The organism is Aerosakkonema funiforme FACHB-1375 (genome assembly GCF_014696265.1).
Classification (GTDB): domain Bacteria; phylum Cyanobacteriota; class Cyanobacteriia; order Cyanobacteriales; family Aerosakkonemataceae; genus Aerosakkonema; species Aerosakkonema funiforme_A.
Genome location: NZ_JACJPW010000074.1, coordinates 16,010 through 36,622, shown reverse-complemented (window position 1 = coordinate 36,622; position 20,613 = coordinate 16,010). Strand labels below are relative to the sequence as shown.

Here is a 20,613-nt window from a genome sequence, read left to right as displayed (position 1 = left end):
CATCTTTTGCCTTTTTTATTTATTTGTTATCTTTAAGAACGATTAAAAATTTGTTGCGTCATTGTGAATATTTTATTGATGGAGATATAATCCTGAAATTGTTCGGTATTCATCTATGCAAATGCGATCGCCTTACGCACAGGTATCTCTGCCAGCACTGTTTTGTCCTCAAGTCAAGTTAAAGTTGTGGTTGGCGAGTGGTTTGGCGCTGCTTTATTTGGGATGGGGTAGAGAAGTGCGATCGCAAATCGTTCCAGATGCCACTTTATCCACCAACGTCACAACTCTAGATAATCAGAAATTTACAATAAATGACGGCAACCGAGCGGGAAACAATCTTTTCCATAGCTTTCGGGAGTTCTCTATCCCAACTGGCGGTGAGGCATTTTTCAATAACGCAGTCGAGATCCAGAATATTTTCAGCCGGGTAACCGGTAATTCGATATCGAATATAGATGGATTGATTCGCGCTAATGGCACAGCTAACTTATTTTTGATTAATCCAAATGGGATTATTTTTGGGCAGAATGCCAAATTAAATATAGGCGGCTCATTTTTGGGGAGTACAGCCAGTAGTATCAAATTTGGTGATGGCATAGAGTTTAGCGCTACTAATCCGCAAGCTGCACCATTGCTGAGTATTAATGTACCAGTAGGATTGCAATATGGAAACAATCCAGGCGAGATTCGCGTACAGGGGAAAGGTCAAGAATTTGGTCAGGAAGACCTAACGGAAAGTTTCCACAGCGAGTTAAATCCCTTAGAAGTTACCCCTGGCAAAAATTTGATCCTAGTTGGTGGCAATGTCATTGTTGATGGCGGTATTTTACAGGCTCCCGGCGGTCGTGTGGAGATAGGGGGACTAGCAGGAGAGGGAACAGTAGAACTGAATGCGGATGGTAGTTTGAGCTTCCCCGATGGAGTGACAGGCGAGACGCCCGTCCCACAAGCAGATGTGTCAATTATTAATAAAGCAGGAATTAACGTACTTGCTGGTGGTGGCGGTAGTATTGCCATTACCGCCAGAAATATCGATATTTCGGGAGAGAGTCTTTTCAGTGCTGGGATAGCAAGTGATTTGGGGTCACCTGAAAGTAGAGCGGGGGATATCTCTCTAAGTGCTACTGAAGGTATCGCAATTGATTCGAGCTTCATTCAAAACAACGTCAATCCTGATGCAGTCGGAAATAGCGGCAATATCAGGATTAACGCTAAATCAGTGAGTGTTACCAATGGTGCAGATATCGATACGAGTACCTTTGGGCAAGGGAATGCCGGTAGCATCACGATTATTGCTAGTGATACTGTCTCCTTTGACGGTGGGGGGAAGGATGGAAGCCCTCGTGGAATCGGAAGCACGGTGCAAGCAGGTGCCGTGGGCAATGCAGGGGAAATCAGCATCACCGCCCAATCTGTGAGCCTTACCAATGGTGTCGATATCGATACCAGCACTTTTGGACAAGGGAATGCGGGTAAGGTGACGATTATCGCTAGCGATACCATCTTCTTGGATGGTGAGAGTGAGGATGGAACTCCCAGTAACCTGGGAAGCACGGTGCAACCAGATGCTGTGGGCGATGCAGGGGGAATCAGCATTACCGCCAAATCCCTGTTCGTTACTAATGGCGCTCAACTGGATACCAGCACGAATGGGCGAGGCAATGCGGGTATCGTCAACATTATCGCCAGCGATACGGTCACCTTTGATGGTGAGGGGAAGGATGGACTCCCCAGTGGAGCCTTCAGCCGTGTGGAACCTAGTGCAGAGGGGGATGCGGGGGGGGTCAGTATTACCGCCAAGTCCCTTTTCGTTACTAATGGCGCTGAACTAAGTTCCAGCACTCTTGGGCAAGGGAATGCCGGTAGCGTCACGATTATGGCCAGCGATACGGTTACCTTTGATGGTGAGCGCCAGAATGGAAGCAACAGTGGAGCTTTCAGCCAGGTGAACTCGAATGCAGTCGGGGATGCGGGAGACGTCAGCATTACTGCTAAATCGGTGAACGTTACTAATGGTGCTCAATTGAGTTCCAGCACGAATGGGCGAGGCAATGCGGGTATCGTCAACATTATCGCCAGCGATACAGTTACCTTTGATGGTGAGCGCAAGGATGGAAAATCCAGTAGTGGAGCTTTCAGCCAGGTGAACTCGAATGGTGTCGGAGATGGCCTCGGCGTCAGCATTACTGCCAAGTCACTTTTGGTCACTAATGGCGCTCAACTGAGTTCCAGCACCTTTGGGCAAGGGAATGCGGGTAGGGTCACGATTATGGCCAGCGATACGGTTACATTTGATGGTGAGCGCAAGGATGGTCTTTCCAGTGGAGCTTTCAGCCTGGTGAACTCGAATGGTGTCGGAGATGCGGGAGACGTCAGCATTACGGCCAAATCTGCGAACGTTACTAATGGCGCTCAACTGAGTTCCAGCACCTTTGGGCAAGGGAATGCGGGTAGCGTCAGGATTATCGCCAGCGATACGGTTACCTTTGATGGTGAGCGCAAGGATGGAAAATTTAGTAGTGGAGCTTTCAGTCAGGTAAACTCGAATGCAGTCGGGGATGCGGGAGATGTCAGCATTACGGCCAAATCGGTGAACGTTACCAATGGCGCTCAAGTGAGTTCCAGCACCCTTGGGCAAGGGAAAGCGGGTAGCGTCAGGATTATGGCCAGCGATACAGTTACCTTTGATGGTGAGCGCAAGGATGGAAGCAACAGTGGAGCTTTCAGCAGAGTGAACCTGAATGGTGTCGGGGACGCGGGAGACGTCAGCATTACGGCCAAATCTGCGAACGTTACCAATGGCGCTCAACTGAGTTCCAGCACCGATGGGCAAGGGAATGCGGGTAGCGTTACGATGATGGCGAGCGATACGGTTACCTTTGATGGTAGCCGGAAGGATGGACTCTCCAGTGGAGCTTTCAGCCAGGTGAACTCGAATGGTGTCGGAGATGCGGGAGGCGTCAGCATTACTGCCAAGTCGGTGAACCTTACCAATGGCACGCGATTGAGTAGCGCCAGTAGAGGTCAAGGTGCAGCAGGCAATATACTGGTTGAGGCTGATGCCATCAATCTGAACAACAAGGCACTAATCAGCACAGAAACCATCCAAGGTTTTAACTCCACACGAGAAGACCAAGCAAGTATTAGGCTGGGTGCATCCTCTCTCATCTTGCATCAAAACAGCAGAATTACCACCAACGCACAGGGCGAAAATATTATTGGTGGCAACATTACGATTAATGCTGATGTAATTGCCGCTTTAGATAATAGCGATATCAGCGCCAATTCCCTCAATGCCAGAGGCGGTAATATCATCATCAACGCACAAGCTATCTTTGGCGCACAGTCGCGCACCAGAGAAGAACTACAAAGCCTACTCAATACCGACGATCCTACCCTTTTAGATCCCAGAAACTTGCTCAGTAGCGACATCACCGCTACAGGCGCAGATTCTTCTTTAAGTGGCACTGTCGCAGTCAACACTCCCGATGTCGATCCTAGTTCCGGGTTACTCGTTTTGCCAGATAATTTGGTTGATGCGACTAGCTTAGTTGCTTCCAGCTGTCGCTCTACAGGAACAGAGCAAAACCAATTTGTCGTTACTGGCAAAGGTGGTTTACCCCCCAGTCCTCTGGAAGCGCTTGATAGTAGTGCTACTTGGGTGGATTTAAGATTGACCGATTCTTCCCAAACTGGCATAGTGGGAAAATTACCAAATTTCCATTCCCCATCACCTATGAGCAATACTCAAATTGTGGAAGCGCAAGGATGGGTTGTTAATTCTAAAGGAGAAGTGGAATTGGTAGCGCAAGCGCCGACAGCAAGACCTCACAATTCTGGACTTGCACAACAACAATGTTATGCGCGTTGAACGGGGAGTGGGGGAGTGGGGGGAGAAACAATAAAACTGGTGGGTTATAGCTGAATGCTTACCTAGTTTCCAACCAAGCTACTAAATCGGCTAAACTTGAAAAGTCGAAAATAACATCACCTAAAGCTATTAAGTCATCCGATGATAGCTGTTCCAAACGATCGAGAGTTTCGACTGGAATTTCACCAAATCGTCGCCTTAATTGTCGCTGTACCAATATTAGCTGACCTGTTTGTATTCCTTCGGCGCGACCTTCGGCGCGGCTAAATTCGATCGAACCTTTCTGTTCCCTCACAAACTGTTCTCTCTTCTCCAAATCCTCTAACTCTTCCACGCTCAAATTGATGCGATTGGCGATCGCAAACGCTTTATCAATTTCCGGTACTGTTGCCATCTTTTCTGGAACTACTTCTAGATCCGGTGTTTTTCGCAAAAAGTACAGCCATTTATCCGCCACAGTTTCCAACTCCTCTAGAGTTTTATTGAATTTCGGTAACTCCACAAAGACTAACTCAAACGGATACTCTGGATAATCGAATAGCTGCTGCTTTTCTTTGAAAATAAATTGGGAAATTACTGTTTGGGAAAGTTCAAATAAGTTAAAATCCATAACGGCTACTGAAATCAAGGGTCTAACTTCAGGATATTCTTCTCCTATTCTCAGTTGATTGGCGTAAGCTTTGGCGGCGTTATAAACAATTCGTTTGGTAAAAGCAGGCACGTTGAAAGCCTGCATTTCTATCAATACATTTTGCCCGTTATTCAGTTTGGCTTTGACATCAAAGTAAGTGGTTTTTAAAGCGGAAATGCGACCGGGAGCGTAGGGGTCGATAATTTCTAGACTTTTAATTGTAGGCTGACCTTGATAGACGATCGCATTCAGAAAACTAATCAGGATATCTTGGCTGTTATCGGAACCAAAAATTTTTTTAAACCCATAGTCTGTTTTGGGGTTAATAAATTTCATATTTGACTTAATATTTGAGATTAACTTGAACGATCGATCGTCTGAGGACTTACGCAAAGAAACCAGGTTTCTACGAAAAATGCTAGGTTTCATGGTGAAGGATCGACGAAGAAACCGGGTTTTTATCCCCAGAGTGCGTAAGTCCCCCCAACTGTTAATGTAACGTAACAAGTCCAGAGGAGCCACTGTGACTCAACCTGAAATTTTACGCCATCTCCTACAAGCGGTCGCTGCTGGTGAAGTGACGCCAGATGTAGCGCTCGACAAACTAAAGCATTTTGATTTTGAGCCTGTTGGAGATTTTGCCCGCATCGACCATCACCGTCGTCTGCGAACAGGTTTCCCGGAGGTGATTTGGGGGCCTGGTAAAACGCCGGAGCAGATTGCTCAGATTATAGCGGTGATGCGCGATCGCAATCCAGTTGTGATGGCAACGCGCATCGAATCGGCTGTTTATGCCCAATTGCAAGAAAAGATTCCCGATTTACAATATTTTGCAATGGCGCGGATTTGTGCGATCGCTCCTCCTACTATAGAACCTCAGTACGCTGGTGCGATCGGCATTATCTCTGCGGGAACAGCCGATTTACCCGTCGCCGAAGAAGCCGCCATCACCGCAGAATTATCCGGCTTCCGGGTGCAACGCCTTTGGGATGTCGGCGTTTCCGGTATCCACCGCTTGCTGAGTAATCGCCAAGTTATTGCACAATCCGATGTGCTGATTGTCGTTGCGGGGATGGAGGGTGCTTTACCCAGTGTAGTCGCTGGTTTGGCAGATTCTCCGACGATCGCAGTTCCTACCAGTGTAGGCTACGGTGCGAGTTTTGGTGGCCTCGCTCCGCTGTTGACAATGCTCAATTCTTGTGCTGCGGGAGTAGCTGTTGTTAATATTGACAATGGTTTTGGTGCGGCGGTTTTAGCTGGGCAAATTCTTCGCACTGCACATAAGCTGAATGTTGGCAACCAATAATAGGTATAGCAAAAGTCAAAAGTCAAAAGTCAAAAGTCAAAAGTGAAATGCTTGCTGTGAATTGGTTTTGGCATTTTAGGATGTCCTAACCGCCCTGACCGTTGCTATATGTAGTTGCGCTAAGCGCGAAGACAGCGCAACTGCATACGCATGAAAGTGCAACAAGCGCAACAACATACTCATTTGTGCGATCGTTATGCAGAATATCAGAAATTTGCCTCAGCAATCAAAAGTTTTGATAATCTCGTTGATTTTAGTCATCTTTTGCTGTTTGGAACTGATATTTAGGATATACAAATGTTACTTGGGCGAGTTTGTCTCCTTGTTCTGGATCAACTTTGCCTTTTTGACATTCTTATTTTACTGGCCTACTTACTTTTCGGCTAACCCAGCGATTGGTCAAACCGCATCTGTTAAAGAAGAGTATCGCATATTTTTGACTGCGCTGCTGCGAGCGATATTCTTTTTAATTATATATGCGATCGTATTGGTTCTTCTCTTGGCAGTCTGGCAAATCGGCATCAGTGACACCCTGTTATTTTGGCCTTTATTATTTTTTTGGGTGATTTACGCGGTCATCCAGGTAAAGCAAAACTTTCCCAAAATAATCTTACCATTTTCCATAACTATAATAACTACGATTTTAGTTTTGCTTACCGTTCCCGCTAATCCCACTCTGGAAACATTCGATAATCATTTCAAATCTTTTGAAGAAGTAGTAGCAATGGTCAAATCGGGACAAATAAAAACTCCTCCCGGTCAGCCTGTTTCGGAAGTCCTACTTCCTTGCGATTATCGTCATTTGGTTGGCTGTCCTAATAGGAAGATTAGCATTACCAAAGAGGGGAATACAAATATTATTTTCTTTTGTAGCGATTTGGGTGTTTGGGGAAATCGGAAGACGGGTTTTGTTTACAGGTCGGATCGTAAAGATATCTCTGTCAAGCCTTCTGGTAATTATCCATATCTAGAGGTTAGAAAATTAAAAGATCGTTGGTTTTGGAAAGTGGAAGATTAAACATCCGAAAAGTGAATAAATGGATTTTTTACCACAGATGAAGACAGATGAACACGGATGAACACAGATGTAGATGTAGATTTTTGGTGAGGGAAGGGATAGGGTTTAATTGGGATGGGTTACGGTAAGTTTAAAGCACCCTAAAAGCTAATACCAGGGCACTTTGGTTTCGGCATTAAATTGTATCGATATTGCTAAGATATCCTGTGTGAGGGTTTGCCACTTTTTGTCACCGAAGGATGATAAAATGTTGGCTAGTAAATCTACCAATCTGAACAAGTTATTAATCTGATAATAGGTGAGGTAATCTCCCACATATTTGGAACCGTTGAGTGCGAGTCCGGTAGCGCCTGCACCCATACCAAAAACGATCGGCCCGGAATCCGCATCTGGGTTAATATTAGCATTGGGAGGATATTCTCTAAAAGCAGAGATAATTAGGAAATTTTTCTGGTAATGTTTTTTATAATTACTCCACAGATCTCTGGCTTCTTTGGGAGCAAAATCGCTCATATATTTGGCTGTCCAAGATAATGCACAACCGCGAGGGTATGGGGAATATTTTTCAATTCCAGTAAGTTCGGAGTAATGTAGTTTTGTTTTCGGTTCGCTGCCTTTTGTTTCCATGTATTCTAACCATTTCTGGATTGGCGATAAGCTTATTTTGCTATTATTGTTTTTGTCGAAGAGGTACAATGAATATAGGGTGACGGCATTATCGGCAGGCCATCTATCTTGAGCTTTATTGTAGGATCTGATATTATTATGAGGCGCGGCGAGAATTTTTTGGGCGAGGTGTTCGGAGATGGTGCGGTTGAGTTGGAGATAGGTGCGATCGCCTGACAATCTCTGATAACTTCCTAGCATAACATTAAAGTGGCTCAAGTACAATCCTTCTTCACCCCAACTGGCAACGTTGTTAATATTTTGGTAAGGTGAAATATCGGGGTGAAGCGCAATGGCGATCGCTTTTTTCAATAAAGCAATTATTTCTGGTTTCCGTGCTGGATTTTGCATCGCATAACTTACCAATCCTTCACTCATATACGAAAGAGCAATAATCCCTTTACTCCGCGTCAAACCAACTTGACGCAACCCTGTGAAAGGTTGATTTAAAAAAGTTTGAATTTGAAGATAATGGTTGTATGCCTGCATTCCGCTAACATCATATAGCCAAACGCTCGTTTGCGTGAGTACAAGCAATCCGGTGAGGGCAAATAAGACAAATTTCGTTTTTTTATAGCGCTTTTTTAGCCACAAGGCTAAGCCAAGGGGAATGGCAGAAACAAATACCAATAAAATCAGCAGTGCAACAAAACTCATAGTGGGGTCAAAAAAGAGTTTTTTTGGGTAAGTCTTTAGATTGAAAAGCAAGCCATTGGGGATAGGCGGAGGAATTTTGAACTTGCAATTTAGAGGCGGAGTAAGTTTGGAATAGCCAAATAGATACAGTTTCAAGATTATACATTAAATTGGCATCTTCGCCAAATGCTTCCAAGGCAAGACTCCACCAAAGATTGTCTTTGATATCGAGTTGGGTGATTTCTACATTACAGCCTTGGTTAATGGCTTTATCGACAGGTACTGATGTTACCGAAGCATCGGCAGAGACTTGGTATTTGCGTTGCGATCGCACTTTTTTTACACTCACCCACGGCCTTTTTTTGAGCGCATCTGCGGGAATCAAACTTTCTGCTGTCGCATCTTCACAACTCCACTTCACCCATTTTTCTGCCTTACCTTCTACATTATCTCCAAAACTCAAAGTATCCAATTCGGCTTTTCGCAATTTGATTTCCAAACGCTGCTGTCGAAGTTTGATTCCCAGATATTCACATTCGGGAATATATAAATAGATATCTTCTCGTTCTTCTGGTGATTGGTGATGTTCGCCTAGCGCATCGCCGTTAAACCAATCTTTAATATCTTCTGGTAGTTTACCGCGATTAAACCATCGCAATTCGGTAGTTATCAACATCGCTTGTCCTTCTTTGATAATTTGTAATAATAAGCGATTTCTTCTCTGCACTTGTGCTTTTAAAGTATCCCTCTTATATAGTGGTATATAGCGGTTTGCAGGTGCGCGACCTACATAATTTTTTCACTCCCCCACTCCCCCACTCCCCCACTCCCTCGCTCTAGGTCAACTGCGATCGCGTCAAATAAATGAGAAAATATAACGACACTGCCCAAGGGAAATATCTAGAGATGCTCAAACGAATCGCAGCGGTACTTTTAGTCGTGCTAAGCTTGACTCTGACAAGTTGCGTTGGCGGCACTGTCGGTTTGAAAAGCTATATTGATAGCATGGACGGCTACCAGTTCCTTTATCCTAATGGTTGGATACCAGTCAAAGTATCAAAAAATGGCCCCGATGTGGTGTTCCACGATTTGATCGAGCAAAGCGAGAACGTCAGCGTGGTCATCAGTCCAGTGGAATCTGCCAAAACGCTCAGCGATCTGGGCACTGCTAGTGAGGTAGGATATAAACTGTCCAAAGTTGCTTTAGCTCCTGCGGGATCTGGACGCGAAGCGGAATTGGTGAATGCCGAGGCGAGAGAAGGTAATGGCAAAATGTACTACCTTTTGGAATATCTCATAAAATTGCCCAACCAGGAACGGCACAATTTAACCAGTGTTGTCCTCAACAACAGCAAACTCTATACTTTTAGCGCATCCACTACAGAAAAGCGCTGGCAAAAAGTGAAAAATCAGTTCCAGCAAATTGTTGATTCTTTCTTTGTCTATTAGTTGGTCAGTTTGCGATCGCAAACTAACCAAAAACTTATGACTTTTGGCAGATGCCAAATCACAACGCACAACTGACAACTGACAAGGAAATGGTCAATCCCAAATCCCAAATCCCAAATCCCAAATTAGTATTAGCTTCTGCCTCGCCAGCCCGCCGTCGTTTGTTACAAATTGCTGGCATAGAAGCAGTTGTCTGTCCCAGCGATTTTGATGAGTCGCAAGTCAATATCGACAATGCGGCGGAACTGGTAAAAACGCTAGCGCAACGCAAGGCGGAAACAGTGGCACCTCAGTTCGCAGATGCGCTATTGTTGGGTTGTGATTCTGTGTTGGCGATCGCAGGCGAAATTCACGGCAAACCGGCTGATGCAGAAGAAGCGATCGCCCGTTGGCAAATGATGCGCGGTAAAGTTGGTGACCTGTATACGGGTCATGCTTTAATTGACCAACAGCAGGGCAAAACTTTGGTGCGATCTCAGGTGACGCGGGTGTACTTTGCCAATGTCAGCGATCGTCAAATCGAAGCATACGTCGCCAGCAGCGAACCGCTAAAATGTGCTGGATGTTTCGCCCTTGAAGGCAAAGGAGGTCTTTTTGTCGAGAAAATCGAAGGCTGTCACTCCAACGTCATCGGTCTGAGTATGCCCCTCCTGCGTCAGATGTTGGGCGAACTGGGATACGATGTTACAGACTTTTGGCAGATATCTGAGATAAAATAGACTTTTGTTGCAATCCAGAAGGATTTTGTGTTCTCACAGCTGTTTGGGAATACTAAATAGTAGCTCGATCGCAACCAAACTCAAAAGTAACAGTCAAAACTTAACAGTTATAGCAACAAGGCAGTTAGGACGTTCTTAATTCCATCAAGCCGTTTATTATAGCTTCTTTTTTTGACTTTTGACTTTTGACTTTTTCTGGCCCCTAGCTATAAAAGCTGAGCCCGCTCCTCAGCAACACTTGTTTCAAGCTAAATGCGGATAACCTTTGTGTATCTACCTATACCTGCTTCCGCTTATGAAACCCAAACTTGGAAACTCGTCCAAACCGCGAAAATTTCAATCCTACAGCATTCTGGAAACACTTCCTCCACTTGCGAAAAAATGGGCGGAAAGTTTGCCTTGGGAAGAACGCCGTTATGTTTTGTCACTTTGTCATCTTCTCTGTGGATCTACCCCAGATTTGCAAGCAGAGTTTTTAGATGAATATACCGCAGATGGCTTAGTGGCGCGAATGCTGGAAGACAGAGACACGCAACACCAAGTTCAAAAGTATCTATTCAGATTTTACCTCAAAACCGAGCTTAATCAAGCCGTCTTAAAAAGCTACGTCAGGCAATTTTTTATCCATTCATCTCAAGATTTGCGCGAACAGCCTCATGATTATTTAGAATCGGCTTTACGATTGGTGATCAGTACAGAAGAAAAAAATAGCCTTTTCAATTATATTTTAGGCTTTGAGCTTCTGAAAATGATATTTCAGATGAGTTGGGCGCAACAAGAAAGATTATCTATATTACAAAAATCTCCAACCAGCTTTATCAAAAACTATATTAAGCCTATTCAAAAAGCTCACAAACTTAACGGTATAGTTGTGCCGAAATACGAAAGGATTTTCTTTGAAAAACACGATTATTATGTGCAAATACCCGATTTATCAGAAAAGCGATCGATCGAGCTAGTTATGAATACTTTTACCACAAATACAGTTAGCGATTTTGGATTTTCAATGATTCGCCATCCCCAATCTTTAACATTCGATTACGAATATATTTATCAACCGGAACAAGAGAGTATTTTCACTCAAGATCTGGAAGTGATTAATATTTAATAAAACTCAGCAAGTCAACAAAAATATATTACCATGAAAGCGCGTAAATATTTATAGAATAACCTTTATGGGACAAGACAATCCCTTGTTATTTCTGGTATATTTCGGATTTATGGTAAAAAAGATTTCGTGATATTAAACACAATTGCGCTCGGTGAGTGACGGCACGGGAAAATAATTATTAGTTGAAAAAGTAAAGTTATCGCTCGTGCCGTCCCCCACCCGACGATGAGATACTAATTTATCCAATCTCCCTGAATAGTTACACCACGGCTTGCCATTGTTTGTTCAAACAAATCGGTTGGTAATGCTTGTTCCACCGCCCAAACACCGGGTTTTTTCAGTTTGCCATTCAGCAATAATTCGGCAATGCTACCGGTGCCGTAGCCTGCTGAAATTGCGGTATTTTCATGTACTAAAGTCGAACAAAAACTAGCTATCTTTCCATCTTTTTTTCCGGTGACTTCCGAACGAATTGCTACGCCAATACCGCTGAAGCGATCGGTAAAATTAGTCATCTTGTGACTGACAGTAGATAAAAACTCGATCGTCGCGGTATTTTTGAGGACTTTGGGCGGCCAAAACTTAGCAACCCACCAAGTTAGGTAATTGTAAAAATCGGGAACGGAACCGAATTTTGTAATCACTGTTTTGACGGGAAAAGTATCCGGCAAAGTGAAAGTTTCTGGCATATCGTACCAGTAAACGCCAGTGCGACCGTAGGGAGGTGGGAATACAACCGTTTCGCGATCGCTATAAGGTTTCACAGTTTCCCACTGCCCATTTATCAAAGATTCAAACGGATTTTGCAAACCCAAAAACGTCGTTCGCATCACCGTGATTCCCGCACCGCCAGAACCCGATACTACATAACTGAGGTGAATCTTTTCTGCCTCATCCAATTGTTCCACACCCTGTCGCACCATGCTATTAGAAATGCCGGGAAAAATACCCGTATTCACAATTGCGGTTACGCCAGCTTGTTCGGCGGCAGATTTATAATTGAGCGCTTTGATTGTAAAAGAGCGATGATCGCTGACATCCAAATAATTAACGCCTTCTTCGATGCAGGTTTTCAGAACGATCGCATCGCGGTAGTGAAATGGCCCAGCGCAGTGGATGACAATATCCGAAGATGCGATCGCATTCCGCAATTTCTCCTTTTCCGCCAAATCCAAAGTCAAAAATTTTACTTGCGACCCCAGCTGCTGGGCCACCGCTTCCCCAGCAGCTGAATTTCGCCCGGTAATAGTAATTTCTGCCTTTGTGTGGGCAACTAAATCCGCAGCAACGCTGCTGCCAATTCGCCCGCTTCCTCCCACAATTAAAACTTTATCTGTCATTAGTCATTGGTCATTCGTCGAATGTTACTAAGATAAGCGAGGTAGAGCCTCAAAAACCTCGCTCCCAGGTTGAAACTAGGAGTGGGGGAGTGGGAAAGTCAAAAGTCAAAAGTCAAAAGTCAAAATTCTTCCCTCTTCCCTCTTCCCTCTTCCCTATCCCCTAACCCCTAACCCCTAGCCCCTATCCCCTAAGAAATGCGGAACACCGACGCGACGGTAGACTTGAGAGAATTGCCCGCATCTTTGAGAGTTTGGGCGAGAGGCTGCTGTGCGTGCAGGAAGATGCGAGCGCAATTGCGTCCCGGCATACCGGAAATTGAGCCACCCGGATGAGTTCCCGCACCGGTGAGATACAGTCCATCAATTGGCGTTTTGTAGTTTGCCAATTCCGGTAACGGACGGAAGAACACCATCTGGTCTAGGGTCATGTCGATATGGTAGTAGTTACCTTTGTAGGCTCCCAAACGCACTCCCAGTTCGGCGGGACTTTCCACGCGACGTGCGATCGTCGCAGTCTTGACATTGGGCGCGTATTCTGCGAGCTTATCGATAACGCGATCGGCTACTTTATTTTTCAATTCATCCGTCCAGCCCGTCCCATTTAAACCCGTTCCCTCCGCATCCGCAATTTGATAAGGCGCAAAATATTCGATCCAAAGCGTATGCTTGCCGGGAGGTGCCATCGACGGGTCTAGCATCGTCGGCTGAACTACATACATTGACGGGTCTTCCAGCGGAATTTTACCAACAGACGGATCGCTGTGGGCAATTTCCACCTGTCTGACAGAATCGGCAATCAACACAGAACCGATCAGATATTCATCTTTATGGTCGTGATGCACAAAGCGCAGCGGTTCATCCATCGCTAGGTCGATTTTGAGGATAGTTTCGTTATTATTAACGATGCGACGTTCCAAACGCTCCTTTAAATCTGGGTCGGCAGCATTCACATCGCTTTCATCGACCAATTGCAAGAACAAGCGCTTGGCATCAATGTTAGAAATAACACCTTTAGTTGCGCGGTATTCCCTGCCACCACCAGCCCGAACTCCCACAGCTCTACCGTCATCGATTAAAATCTTCTCAACGTGCTGGTCAGTAAGTATCTTTCCACCCAAACTTGTGACTAAATTAACTAGGGCCGTCACCAAAGCGCCAGTACCGCCTCTAGGTCTAGCCATGCCGGGATTGTGGCGCATTGCCATCATGATCGCACCCACAGCAATGCTTTTTTGAGAGGGAGGCGCACCGAGTTCGGATGCCAATCTTGCCAAAGGTGCTTTGAGAAACTCGGAATCAAACCATTCGTTGATGACATCCTCGGCGCTGGTTAGCATTGTACGTATAAAGTCCAGCGTTTTATCCGGGCCACCGATAACAGAAATTAAATCTTTCAGCTTTTTAAAGTCGTAGTTCCCAACAATATCGACGATCGACTTTGGTGGCGCGTTGAACATGGGAATCATAGCGCTGATCACCCGCTGCCAAAAGTCTGTGTATTGGGCATATTTTTTGGCGTCGCGCTCATTGTAGCGGGCAATTTCCGCACAGGTTTTCTCAACGGATCTGTGACCCAAAAAGTATTTACCATCTGGATGGGGACAAAATACCACTGGGTCGCAGTAAAGATACTCCAGGCCGTATTTTTCCAGTTCTAATTCTTCAACTACTGGGCCCAGATGGATGAATTCGTGGTCGATCGCACACAGGTTGAATTTAAAACCCGGTGCTTCTTTTGGCAATGCTTCCTCGGTAGTTGCTGCACCGCCAGGAACAGAGCGTTTTTCTAGTAATAAAACGCTATATCCTGCTTTGAGCAGATAAGCAGCACAAACTAAACCATTATGGCCTGCGCCAATGATTACAACGTCGTAAGTTTCCATTGATGCAACTTTATAACATGGACTATCTCTGTTATCCTAGATAAATTACAAAATGTAAAAAATCTGTCCAAATAGATATAATAGTTGTGTTAGCTGTGCAAGCGATCGCGGAAATACTGGCGATACAACTCGCAACTCGGTATAGCCTGATTATTGATTAGCTTCACCAGCCCTATACTTTCCAAATTTAGTGCAGGCTCTAAATCCAGACTTACCAAGCTTTCTCTAGTCACAATTTGACTGTATGCCTGCGCTAGTTCCCGATCCTGCTGGAGATACCACCACTGGCGTTGCAAGTGGTCTTTATAAATTTCAAACTGTGTAGTAGCTGTCTGCAATAATTGCGGCAGCGTTATGTCTTTTCTGGCAATATGATAAAGAGCAACGCGCACCAGATAAGGATGTCCGCCCACCCAATTCATTAGTTTTTGGACTTGAGAATCGTCCCAATACAATCCGTGTATATCTGCTAGTTCTTTAACTTGATTAAAACTAAATTCTGACAATTTCACTAACAAACCAGCATTAAATACCGATAAATTCATAGTTGAAGATAGATCAATATCGCCAGAATTTACAATGACCAAACGCAACTTTTCAAAAGCATTGGAGACACTTTCTCCATACCTAGCTTTTTCGTACCAGCCGCGCAGCATTCCCAAAAAATCCCAGGCAATTTCCGGATACTGAAAAATGCGATTCATTTCGTCGATCGCCATCACTACAGGACTATTAATTTTCGGCAATAAATACTTTTCAAAATAAACTGTAGTATTGTAGCTACTACCTAAAAAATTATCCCAGTAATGAGCCATCCGATTTGGTAATTGTAAACTTTGACCTACGCTGGCACATAACCACTCTAAAAATCGATTCAAATCTTTAAAAATTCCTCTTTCTGCTAGTTGCAGGTTCAACAGCACCGTGCGATACCCCTGCTTTTTGGCTTGATTGATAATTCTAGCCATTAAGGAAGTTTTACCCATTTGTCTGGGCGCTTCTATCCTCACCAAGCCTCCTGGCTGGCTAATTTCTTCCAAGCAATGCAGTTCAATGGGAGGACGTTGGATATAAAAGTTAGAATCAATAGGTACTTGACCTCTAGGTAATTCTAATGTCGTTGCCGAACGGGTAGAGCATCTGGGAAGAAAATCCATATCCATAGTAGTAATTTCTGCAATTTCTGCGATCGCCAAATTTGAGCATTGCGTACCCTGAGAAATTCCATTATTTATTGGCTGATTGTAACCAGAAAAAAATCCAGCAACAATAGCTTCTTCTTTCGCGTAATTAAGCTTAGATGCACACCACCGTTCTATTACCGATCGAAAATTATTTTTGGTGACCTTTTCACCGGACATCTTGGAAAGTATTTTCCATAAATTTGGCCCTACATCGTGCTGCAAATATTCAGGAGTATAACCTATGGTGGCCGCAATTTCTTGATAAGTCTGTCCTGACCAAGCACCACGCATTAACATTAACTCGACAGTTTTAAGATGTCTGTTAGTCTGTGCGAAAATGGCTGCATCTGCAAATTGGATGGCTGATTGAAATTCCATGATGTCTGTATTTCCTATAAACCAGAGCAGGTAGAGCCTCTCCAAAAAATCTAGAAAGCAATTTAACCATTGCTCTTTAGAAAAACTTTATTTTTATATTAATACAGATCGCTTACTATTGTTAGCAAAGGGGTTTTTATACTGATGTGGATAACAGAGAAAAATCCAGCGAACTACGGAAACAACACTGAGTCGATCGATAGGTAAATAAAGCTCAAAATGGGCGCGATCGCAGGCTATCTGAAAAATTTTGGGCAAAGAGCGATCGCTTTCCAGGCGCTTTCTCAGCTATCGTAGTAATTGACTGTCGTCTGCCTAAACCGTTTAGCTGTCATTGGCAATTGGGAGATTACTGAGATAGCATAGACTTTGATTACGTAGTTCAACGTAGCGCATCAGCCACTTACCTTACCTTACCTTCCTTTCCCCGGCCAAAAAAAGCCAGATCCTTAAGAAATCAGTATCGACGCTGCCAAACTAAATCAAATACAAATTGATATAGCAAGGTTGCTGATGCGTAAATTCAGCAGCCGCTAAAAACCTAAATTTTTATTCAAGGAACTCCAATGAAAGTCAAAACTCTTCTAATTGCTTCAGCCGCAGTCTTAGGCGGAGCCTTCTCCATCGCCACATCTCCCGCCCAGGCAGGCCCAGCAGTTACTAACGAATACAGCACGCAACTTCAGCTAATCGTTCAACCAGCCCAAAATCAAACAGAAGCTAAAGGTGCTAACGTTAGCGTCTCCGGTTCCAATCTGGGAGCCGTCACCCTGCCAACACTAAATGCTACTGGTGCTATCACTGCCGGTACCGCTGCTGCTCCCACAGATGGCAGCACCTTTAGCTACAACGCATCCAGTTATGTGTTGGATGCCGTAAGCGCGACAACCCTTAATAACGCTACAGGTACGATCGCTGGGCCTGCTTATGGTATCCAAAATATCACTGTTGGCGGTGTTGCCGGAACTCTTGCAGGTACTATCACCAACATTGGTACGGGTACTGTTACTGCTGGCGGACAAGGTACCGTGGGTGTCTTGTCGCAAACGGGTAGCATGACCGTATTTGGTCAATAATTAGGGGAGGCGAGGCAGGTTAGTCGCCTTTGCGGTAACTTGGGTTTCTTTCCTGCCTAACACCTAACTTGTGTTACGGGAAAGCGAAACGGCATTTCTCGCTTTCCCACCCTTAATTTGCCACAATTCAAGTCCGATCCCAACAACCAAAACTAAATCAACATGGCTACTGCCAAAATTAACTGGTTGAAAATAATGCTGTTGGTGACAGCATTGTCGGTTCCCACACTACCAGTCCGCGCTGACTTCTCCCAAACTCGCACCACCCAAATTCAGTTAAGAGTTGATGCTCCTTCCGGAACTGCCGAAGCAAATCGACTCAACGGCTTTGCTATTTCCGGAAGTGGAATCGATGCTTCTGGAGTCCTCAATCAAGGTTCAAATTTGAACCCAAATACTCAATTTACAGCCCCTACAAACAGCTCTCCTTTTAACTTCTCTCTCAACACTTTCTCTTCCGATAACGCGACACCAGTATCGCTCACCTCTACAGGCAATAACACCCTACCCGCTTACTCGAAAGTCAGCGTGACTAACGGTGGTAACAGAGAAGGATTATCGGGAAATATCTCCAGAAGTGGAGAAGGAACTGTTACCCCAGGCGGTTCGGGAACGAATGCTATCCTCACTCAAACCAATAGTTTCAGCGTGTTTGAAAATTCTAACTTTTAATTAAGTGAAGAGTAACTATAAACTAGCTCGTCAAATCCGATATAAACCTGCCATATCCAAAGGAGGATGAACAAATGATAAAAATATCTATACCTTCACAAATTTATCACAAAAAACCCAAATTTATGATTCGTTTATCAACTATTTTGGGTGCGGTTGCGACTGCTGGGATTTTAACTGCACCTGTTAGCGCCCAAGTAGTTATCGAACCTACATCTGGCTTTTCCCGAACTACGTCTTGCGTCAAACAAACGGTAAACACTAATATTACCGAAACCCAATACTCTAACACTGGTGCGGGATTTGCTGTAGCTGGAGATAACTTATCGGTTTCCGATCCTGGCGGTCGCGTCACACCAGAGTCATCTTATGTGATTTACCAACCAGGCGGTCAATTTAATTTAGGTATCAATCGTTTTGATGCGGGTGCGGCTACTTCTGTGAAAGTGACCGGACAGGAATCTTTTACAGAAACCCATAGCAGGTCTTTCACGGTGTTTCAATAATAGGTAAAAGCTAAAATGAAGTATCTTTTGTTAGGGCTAATAATTGTCGGCTCTTTCCCGGTTATATCGAATAGAGCGGTAGCCCAAAGCGTAGGTTTTTCGGTTGGGTTTTCTACACAATCTTCCAAAACGGTAACAGTTTCTAATGAAGTTGACGTGCGATCGCTCCGGGGATTTAACATCGATGGGGAAAACGTGCAACCTTTAGGAAACAACCCGGTTATTAATGTGAATACAGATTTTAGCATTCGCGATGCGGATAAACCTTTTAATCTGCTGCAACAAGATTTGACTGGTAGTAATATTCGCACTGTAGAAACAAATTCAACTACAAATGCTGACGGTGCTTCCACTAACCTGAGCGTGTTTGCTTCTTTCTAGTAAATGGCAAATAATCGCCGAAGATAATGTTTTCATTGGCATGAAAATATGTGGCTAATTCTCAGGGCATCCTACCTAGAATTAGAGTAATTGTTTTGATTTTATAGCTATGAATACAAAGTGGGCTATAGCTGCTATAATTATTCTGTATAGCCTGGGTTGGACAAATGCTGCCAAGGCAGATGAACTTTCTCAAGACACATTTAACCTGCCCTCTACTAGCAGTAATTCTAGAGCGACTTCTAGCAGCGCCGGAACTACGGTAAACCAACAACAGAATACACAAGTAAATAACAACCAATTCTACGGTTTTGGCCCTGGTATTTCCTGTCCGAGTCCAACTTTGGGGTTATCGATGTATGGAGGATTGGGCAATGGTAGCGGCTCTGATGCTGAAGTTTCCAGTACTTCTATCGGCGCAGTTGCTTCTATTAACATACCTCTGGGCGGCAGTAACGCACGTACTTGTAGAAAAATCGGTGAGGCTCAATTACGGGCACTCCAAGCTCAAACTGAAAGAGCTAATTTAGAAGCAGCTAAAATTCGGACTGATATTACTTTAGTTACGATCAATCAATGTATTCAAATTATGAGAAATGCTAGACTTTCCGGTCAATTTGCCGAGGTTTGTTCTGGCATTGAGTTAATATCTCCAAATCCAAACAATAATGCGCCTGCGGTTCAGCCAGTTACTGTTCCTCAAGGTAGTCAAACGCAGCCACAAAATTGAGTGCTTCATAGCGCCAAAATTCTCGGTAAATTCTCGCTGCTGAAGCACTAAAAAATTAAGATTAAGTGTGATATTTTTTCTCCATCGAACTGGAAATTAACTACAAGCGCGATCGCACTTCATACAGTCACAACGCGACGGTAACGAGCTTGCACCATCATATAAATACCGTAGGCGACAAGACCGATCGCCACAACACCCAAAACCCAAGGGCCATAGGGTTGTTCCGCCAGTGCTGCTAGTGCGCCACCCAAAGAACGCGCTTGATTGGGGTCAGATTGACGCGCCGCTTGGATGAGGAAAAAGCCGATAATGCTAAAAACTATAGCTTGTGCGGTAAGGCCAAATCTGCCGAGGCGCATTGCCCACGTTCTTTCTACGTTCCTCATTTCCTGCCATTTCAATTCTTGGCGGAATTTGCCAGTAAAAGCTTTATAAATTTGATAGCACGCGATGCCAATTATAATTACTCCCACAGTAGCTACCAACCACTGACCGAAAGGCTGTGCCAGCAAACGTGCTGTCCAGTGTTGCGTTGAATTGCTACCGCCTCCGCTTGCGGAACCTAAAATTATTTTAGTAGCTGTTAAAGCTAAACCGGCATATATTAAACCGCTGATAAAATAGCCGATGCGCTGTGCAATACCTTTGGCATCGCTGCCTTTGCGTTCGGGGTCGAGAAATGCCTGCACAAAACGCCATACGACGTATCCAACTAAGCCGATCGCCACCAAACCAAGCAAGAATTTTCCAAACGGTTGTGTCACAATAGTTTGGAGAGCGCCTTTAGAGTCGGTTGTTCTGCCGCCTGCGCCAAATGCAGCTTGCGCCGCCAACACACCGACGATCGCATACACTACCCCTTTTGCCGCTATACCAAATCTTGCCAAACGTTCCACCCAAGGATGAGCAGCTGCTTGTCTTGCTGCCGTTTCTACATTTTTATTAGGTAAATTTTGTCGAGTCATATATTTGGGAATTTCAAATTGCAAATTTAAGATGGCAAATTTAAAAATGGTTTTATATGGCAAAATCAGATTTCAAATCAAAAAAAAT

At 44.4% G+C, this 20,613-nt stretch carries 19 protein-coding genes; 12 read left to right on the top strand and 7 right to left on the bottom strand.

Annotated elements, in window-relative coordinates:
• The first annotated feature begins 115 nt into the window (after positions 1 to 115).
• Positions 116 to 3,871, top strand: a complete 3,756-nt coding sequence (locus H6G03_RS24655) for a two-partner secretion domain-containing protein (RefSeq protein ID WP_190470035.1) — start codon at positions 116 to 118, stop codon at positions 3,869 to 3,871.
• Positions 3,872 to 3,929: 58 nt separating this feature from the next.
• Here the strand turns inward: H6G03_RS24655 and H6G03_RS24650 are convergent, their stop codons facing one another.
• On the bottom strand, positions 3,930 to 4,838 hold the full coding sequence (locus H6G03_RS24650) for an Rpn family recombination-promoting nuclease/putative transposase (protein WP_190470033.1): 909 nt from the start codon (positions 4,836 to 4,838) through the stop codon (positions 3,930 to 3,932).
• 187 nt (positions 4,839 to 5,025) lie between these two features.
• On the opposite strand from H6G03_RS24650, the gene larB reads away from it, so the two are divergent.
• From larB to H6G03_RS24635, 3 genes are all read left to right on the top strand, one after another.
• Positions 5,026 to 5,808 (top strand): nickel pincer cofactor biosynthesis protein LarB, encoded by a 783-nt coding sequence (gene larB, locus H6G03_RS24645; protein WP_190470030.1) that lies wholly within the window; start codon positions 5,026 to 5,028, stop codon positions 5,806 to 5,808.
• A gap of 150 nt (positions 5,809 to 5,958) precedes the next feature.
• Complete coding sequence (locus H6G03_RS24640) at positions 5,959 to 6,096, top strand: hypothetical protein (RefSeq protein WP_190470027.1); 138 nt, start codon at positions 5,959 to 5,961, stop codon at positions 6,094 to 6,096.
• A 58-nt stretch (positions 6,097 to 6,154) separates the two neighbouring features.
• Positions 6,155 to 6,826: a hypothetical protein gene (locus H6G03_RS24635; protein ID WP_190470023.1), complete on the top strand. Its 672-nt coding sequence runs from the start codon at positions 6,155 to 6,157 to the stop codon at positions 6,824 to 6,826.
• Between the two features lie 147 nt (positions 6,827 to 6,973).
• Here the strand turns inward: H6G03_RS24635 and H6G03_RS24630 are convergent, their stop codons facing one another.
• Both H6G03_RS24630 and H6G03_RS24625 read right to left on the bottom strand, forming a co-directional pair.
• Complete coding sequence (locus H6G03_RS24630; protein WP_190470020.1) at positions 6,974 to 8,149, bottom strand: hypothetical protein; 1,176 nt, start codon at positions 8,147 to 8,149, stop codon at positions 6,974 to 6,976.
• Positions 8,150 to 8,156: 7 nt separating this feature from the next.
• Positions 8,157 to 8,804 carry a hypothetical protein gene (locus H6G03_RS24625; protein WP_190470015.1) on the bottom strand — a complete coding sequence of 216 codons (648 nt, stop codon included), beginning with the start codon at positions 8,802 to 8,804 and terminating at the stop codon, positions 8,157 to 8,159.
• Positions 8,805 to 9,034: 230 nt separating this feature from the next.
• Between H6G03_RS24625 and psbP the strand changes: the two genes are divergently transcribed.
• The 3 genes from psbP to H6G03_RS24610 all read left to right on the top strand — a co-directional run bounded on the left by psbP (position 9,035) and on the right by H6G03_RS24610 (position 11,404).
• Positions 9,035 to 9,577 carry a photosystem II reaction center PsbP gene (psbP, locus tag H6G03_RS24620; protein ID WP_190470061.1) on the top strand — a complete coding sequence of 181 codons (543 nt, stop codon included), beginning with the start codon at positions 9,035 to 9,037 and terminating at the stop codon, positions 9,575 to 9,577.
• Positions 9,578 to 9,666: 89 nt separating this feature from the next.
• A complete protein-coding gene (locus H6G03_RS24615; protein WP_199315465.1) occupies positions 9,667 to 10,296 on the top strand; it encodes a Maf family protein in 630 nt (209 codons plus the stop codon).
• Between the two features lie 295 nt (positions 10,297 to 10,591).
• Positions 10,592 to 11,404 (top strand): cobyrinic acid a,c-diamide synthase, encoded by an 813-nt coding sequence (locus H6G03_RS24610; RefSeq protein WP_190470012.1) that lies wholly within the window; start codon positions 10,592 to 10,594, stop codon positions 11,402 to 11,404.
• Between the two features lie 236 nt (positions 11,405 to 11,640).
• Here the strand turns inward: H6G03_RS24610 and H6G03_RS24605 are convergent, their stop codons facing one another.
• From H6G03_RS24605 to H6G03_RS24595, 3 genes are all read right to left on the bottom strand, one after another.
• Positions 11,641 to 12,747 carry a saccharopine dehydrogenase family protein gene (locus tag H6G03_RS24605; protein WP_190470009.1) on the bottom strand — a complete coding sequence of 369 codons (1,107 nt, stop codon included), beginning with the start codon at positions 12,745 to 12,747 and terminating at the stop codon, positions 11,641 to 11,643.
• A gap of 188 nt (positions 12,748 to 12,935) precedes the next feature.
• On the bottom strand, positions 12,936 to 14,630 hold the full coding sequence (crtO, locus tag H6G03_RS24600) for a beta-carotene ketolase CrtO (protein WP_190470004.1): 1,695 nt from the start codon (positions 14,628 to 14,630) through the stop codon (positions 12,936 to 12,938).
• A gap of 89 nt (positions 14,631 to 14,719) precedes the next feature.
• Entirely contained in the window at positions 14,720 to 16,192 is a 1,473-nt protein-coding gene (locus tag H6G03_RS24595; protein ID WP_190470002.1) for an AAA-like domain-containing protein, read from the bottom strand.
• A 566-nt stretch (positions 16,193 to 16,758) separates the two neighbouring features.
• Between H6G03_RS24595 and H6G03_RS24590 the strand changes: the two genes are divergently transcribed.
• The 5 genes from H6G03_RS24590 to H6G03_RS24570 all read left to right on the top strand — a co-directional run bounded on the left by H6G03_RS24590 (position 16,759) and on the right by H6G03_RS24570 (position 19,557).
• Positions 16,759 to 17,268, top strand: a complete 510-nt coding sequence (locus tag H6G03_RS24590) for a hypothetical protein (RefSeq protein ID WP_190469999.1) — start codon at positions 16,759 to 16,761, stop codon at positions 17,266 to 17,268.
• 162 nt (positions 17,269 to 17,430) lie between these two features.
• Complete coding sequence (locus H6G03_RS24585; RefSeq protein WP_190469997.1) at positions 17,431 to 17,940, top strand: hypothetical protein; 510 nt, start codon at positions 17,431 to 17,433, stop codon at positions 17,938 to 17,940.
• A 74-nt stretch (positions 17,941 to 18,014) separates the two neighbouring features.
• Positions 18,015 to 18,446, top strand: coding sequence for a hypothetical protein (locus H6G03_RS24580; protein WP_190469993.1), 432 nt, complete (start codon positions 18,015 to 18,017; stop codon positions 18,444 to 18,446).
• Positions 18,447 to 18,461: 15 nt separating this feature from the next.
• Complete coding sequence (locus tag H6G03_RS24575; protein WP_190469990.1) at positions 18,462 to 18,827, top strand: hypothetical protein; 366 nt, start codon at positions 18,462 to 18,464, stop codon at positions 18,825 to 18,827.
• 109 nt (positions 18,828 to 18,936) lie between these two features.
• Positions 18,937 to 19,557, top strand: coding sequence for a hypothetical protein (locus H6G03_RS24570; RefSeq protein ID WP_190469987.1), 621 nt, complete (start codon positions 18,937 to 18,939; stop codon positions 19,555 to 19,557).
• Between the two features lie 119 nt (positions 19,558 to 19,676).
• On the opposite strand, the gene H6G03_RS24565 is transcribed toward H6G03_RS24570, so the two are convergent.
• The gene (locus H6G03_RS24565; RefSeq protein ID WP_190469984.1) at positions 19,677 to 20,525 is read right to left on the bottom strand and encodes a DUF1206 domain-containing protein; all 849 of its coding nucleotides are present in this window, start codon (positions 20,523 to 20,525) and stop codon (positions 19,677 to 19,679) included.
• Between the last annotated feature and the right edge of the window lie 88 nt (positions 20,526 to 20,613).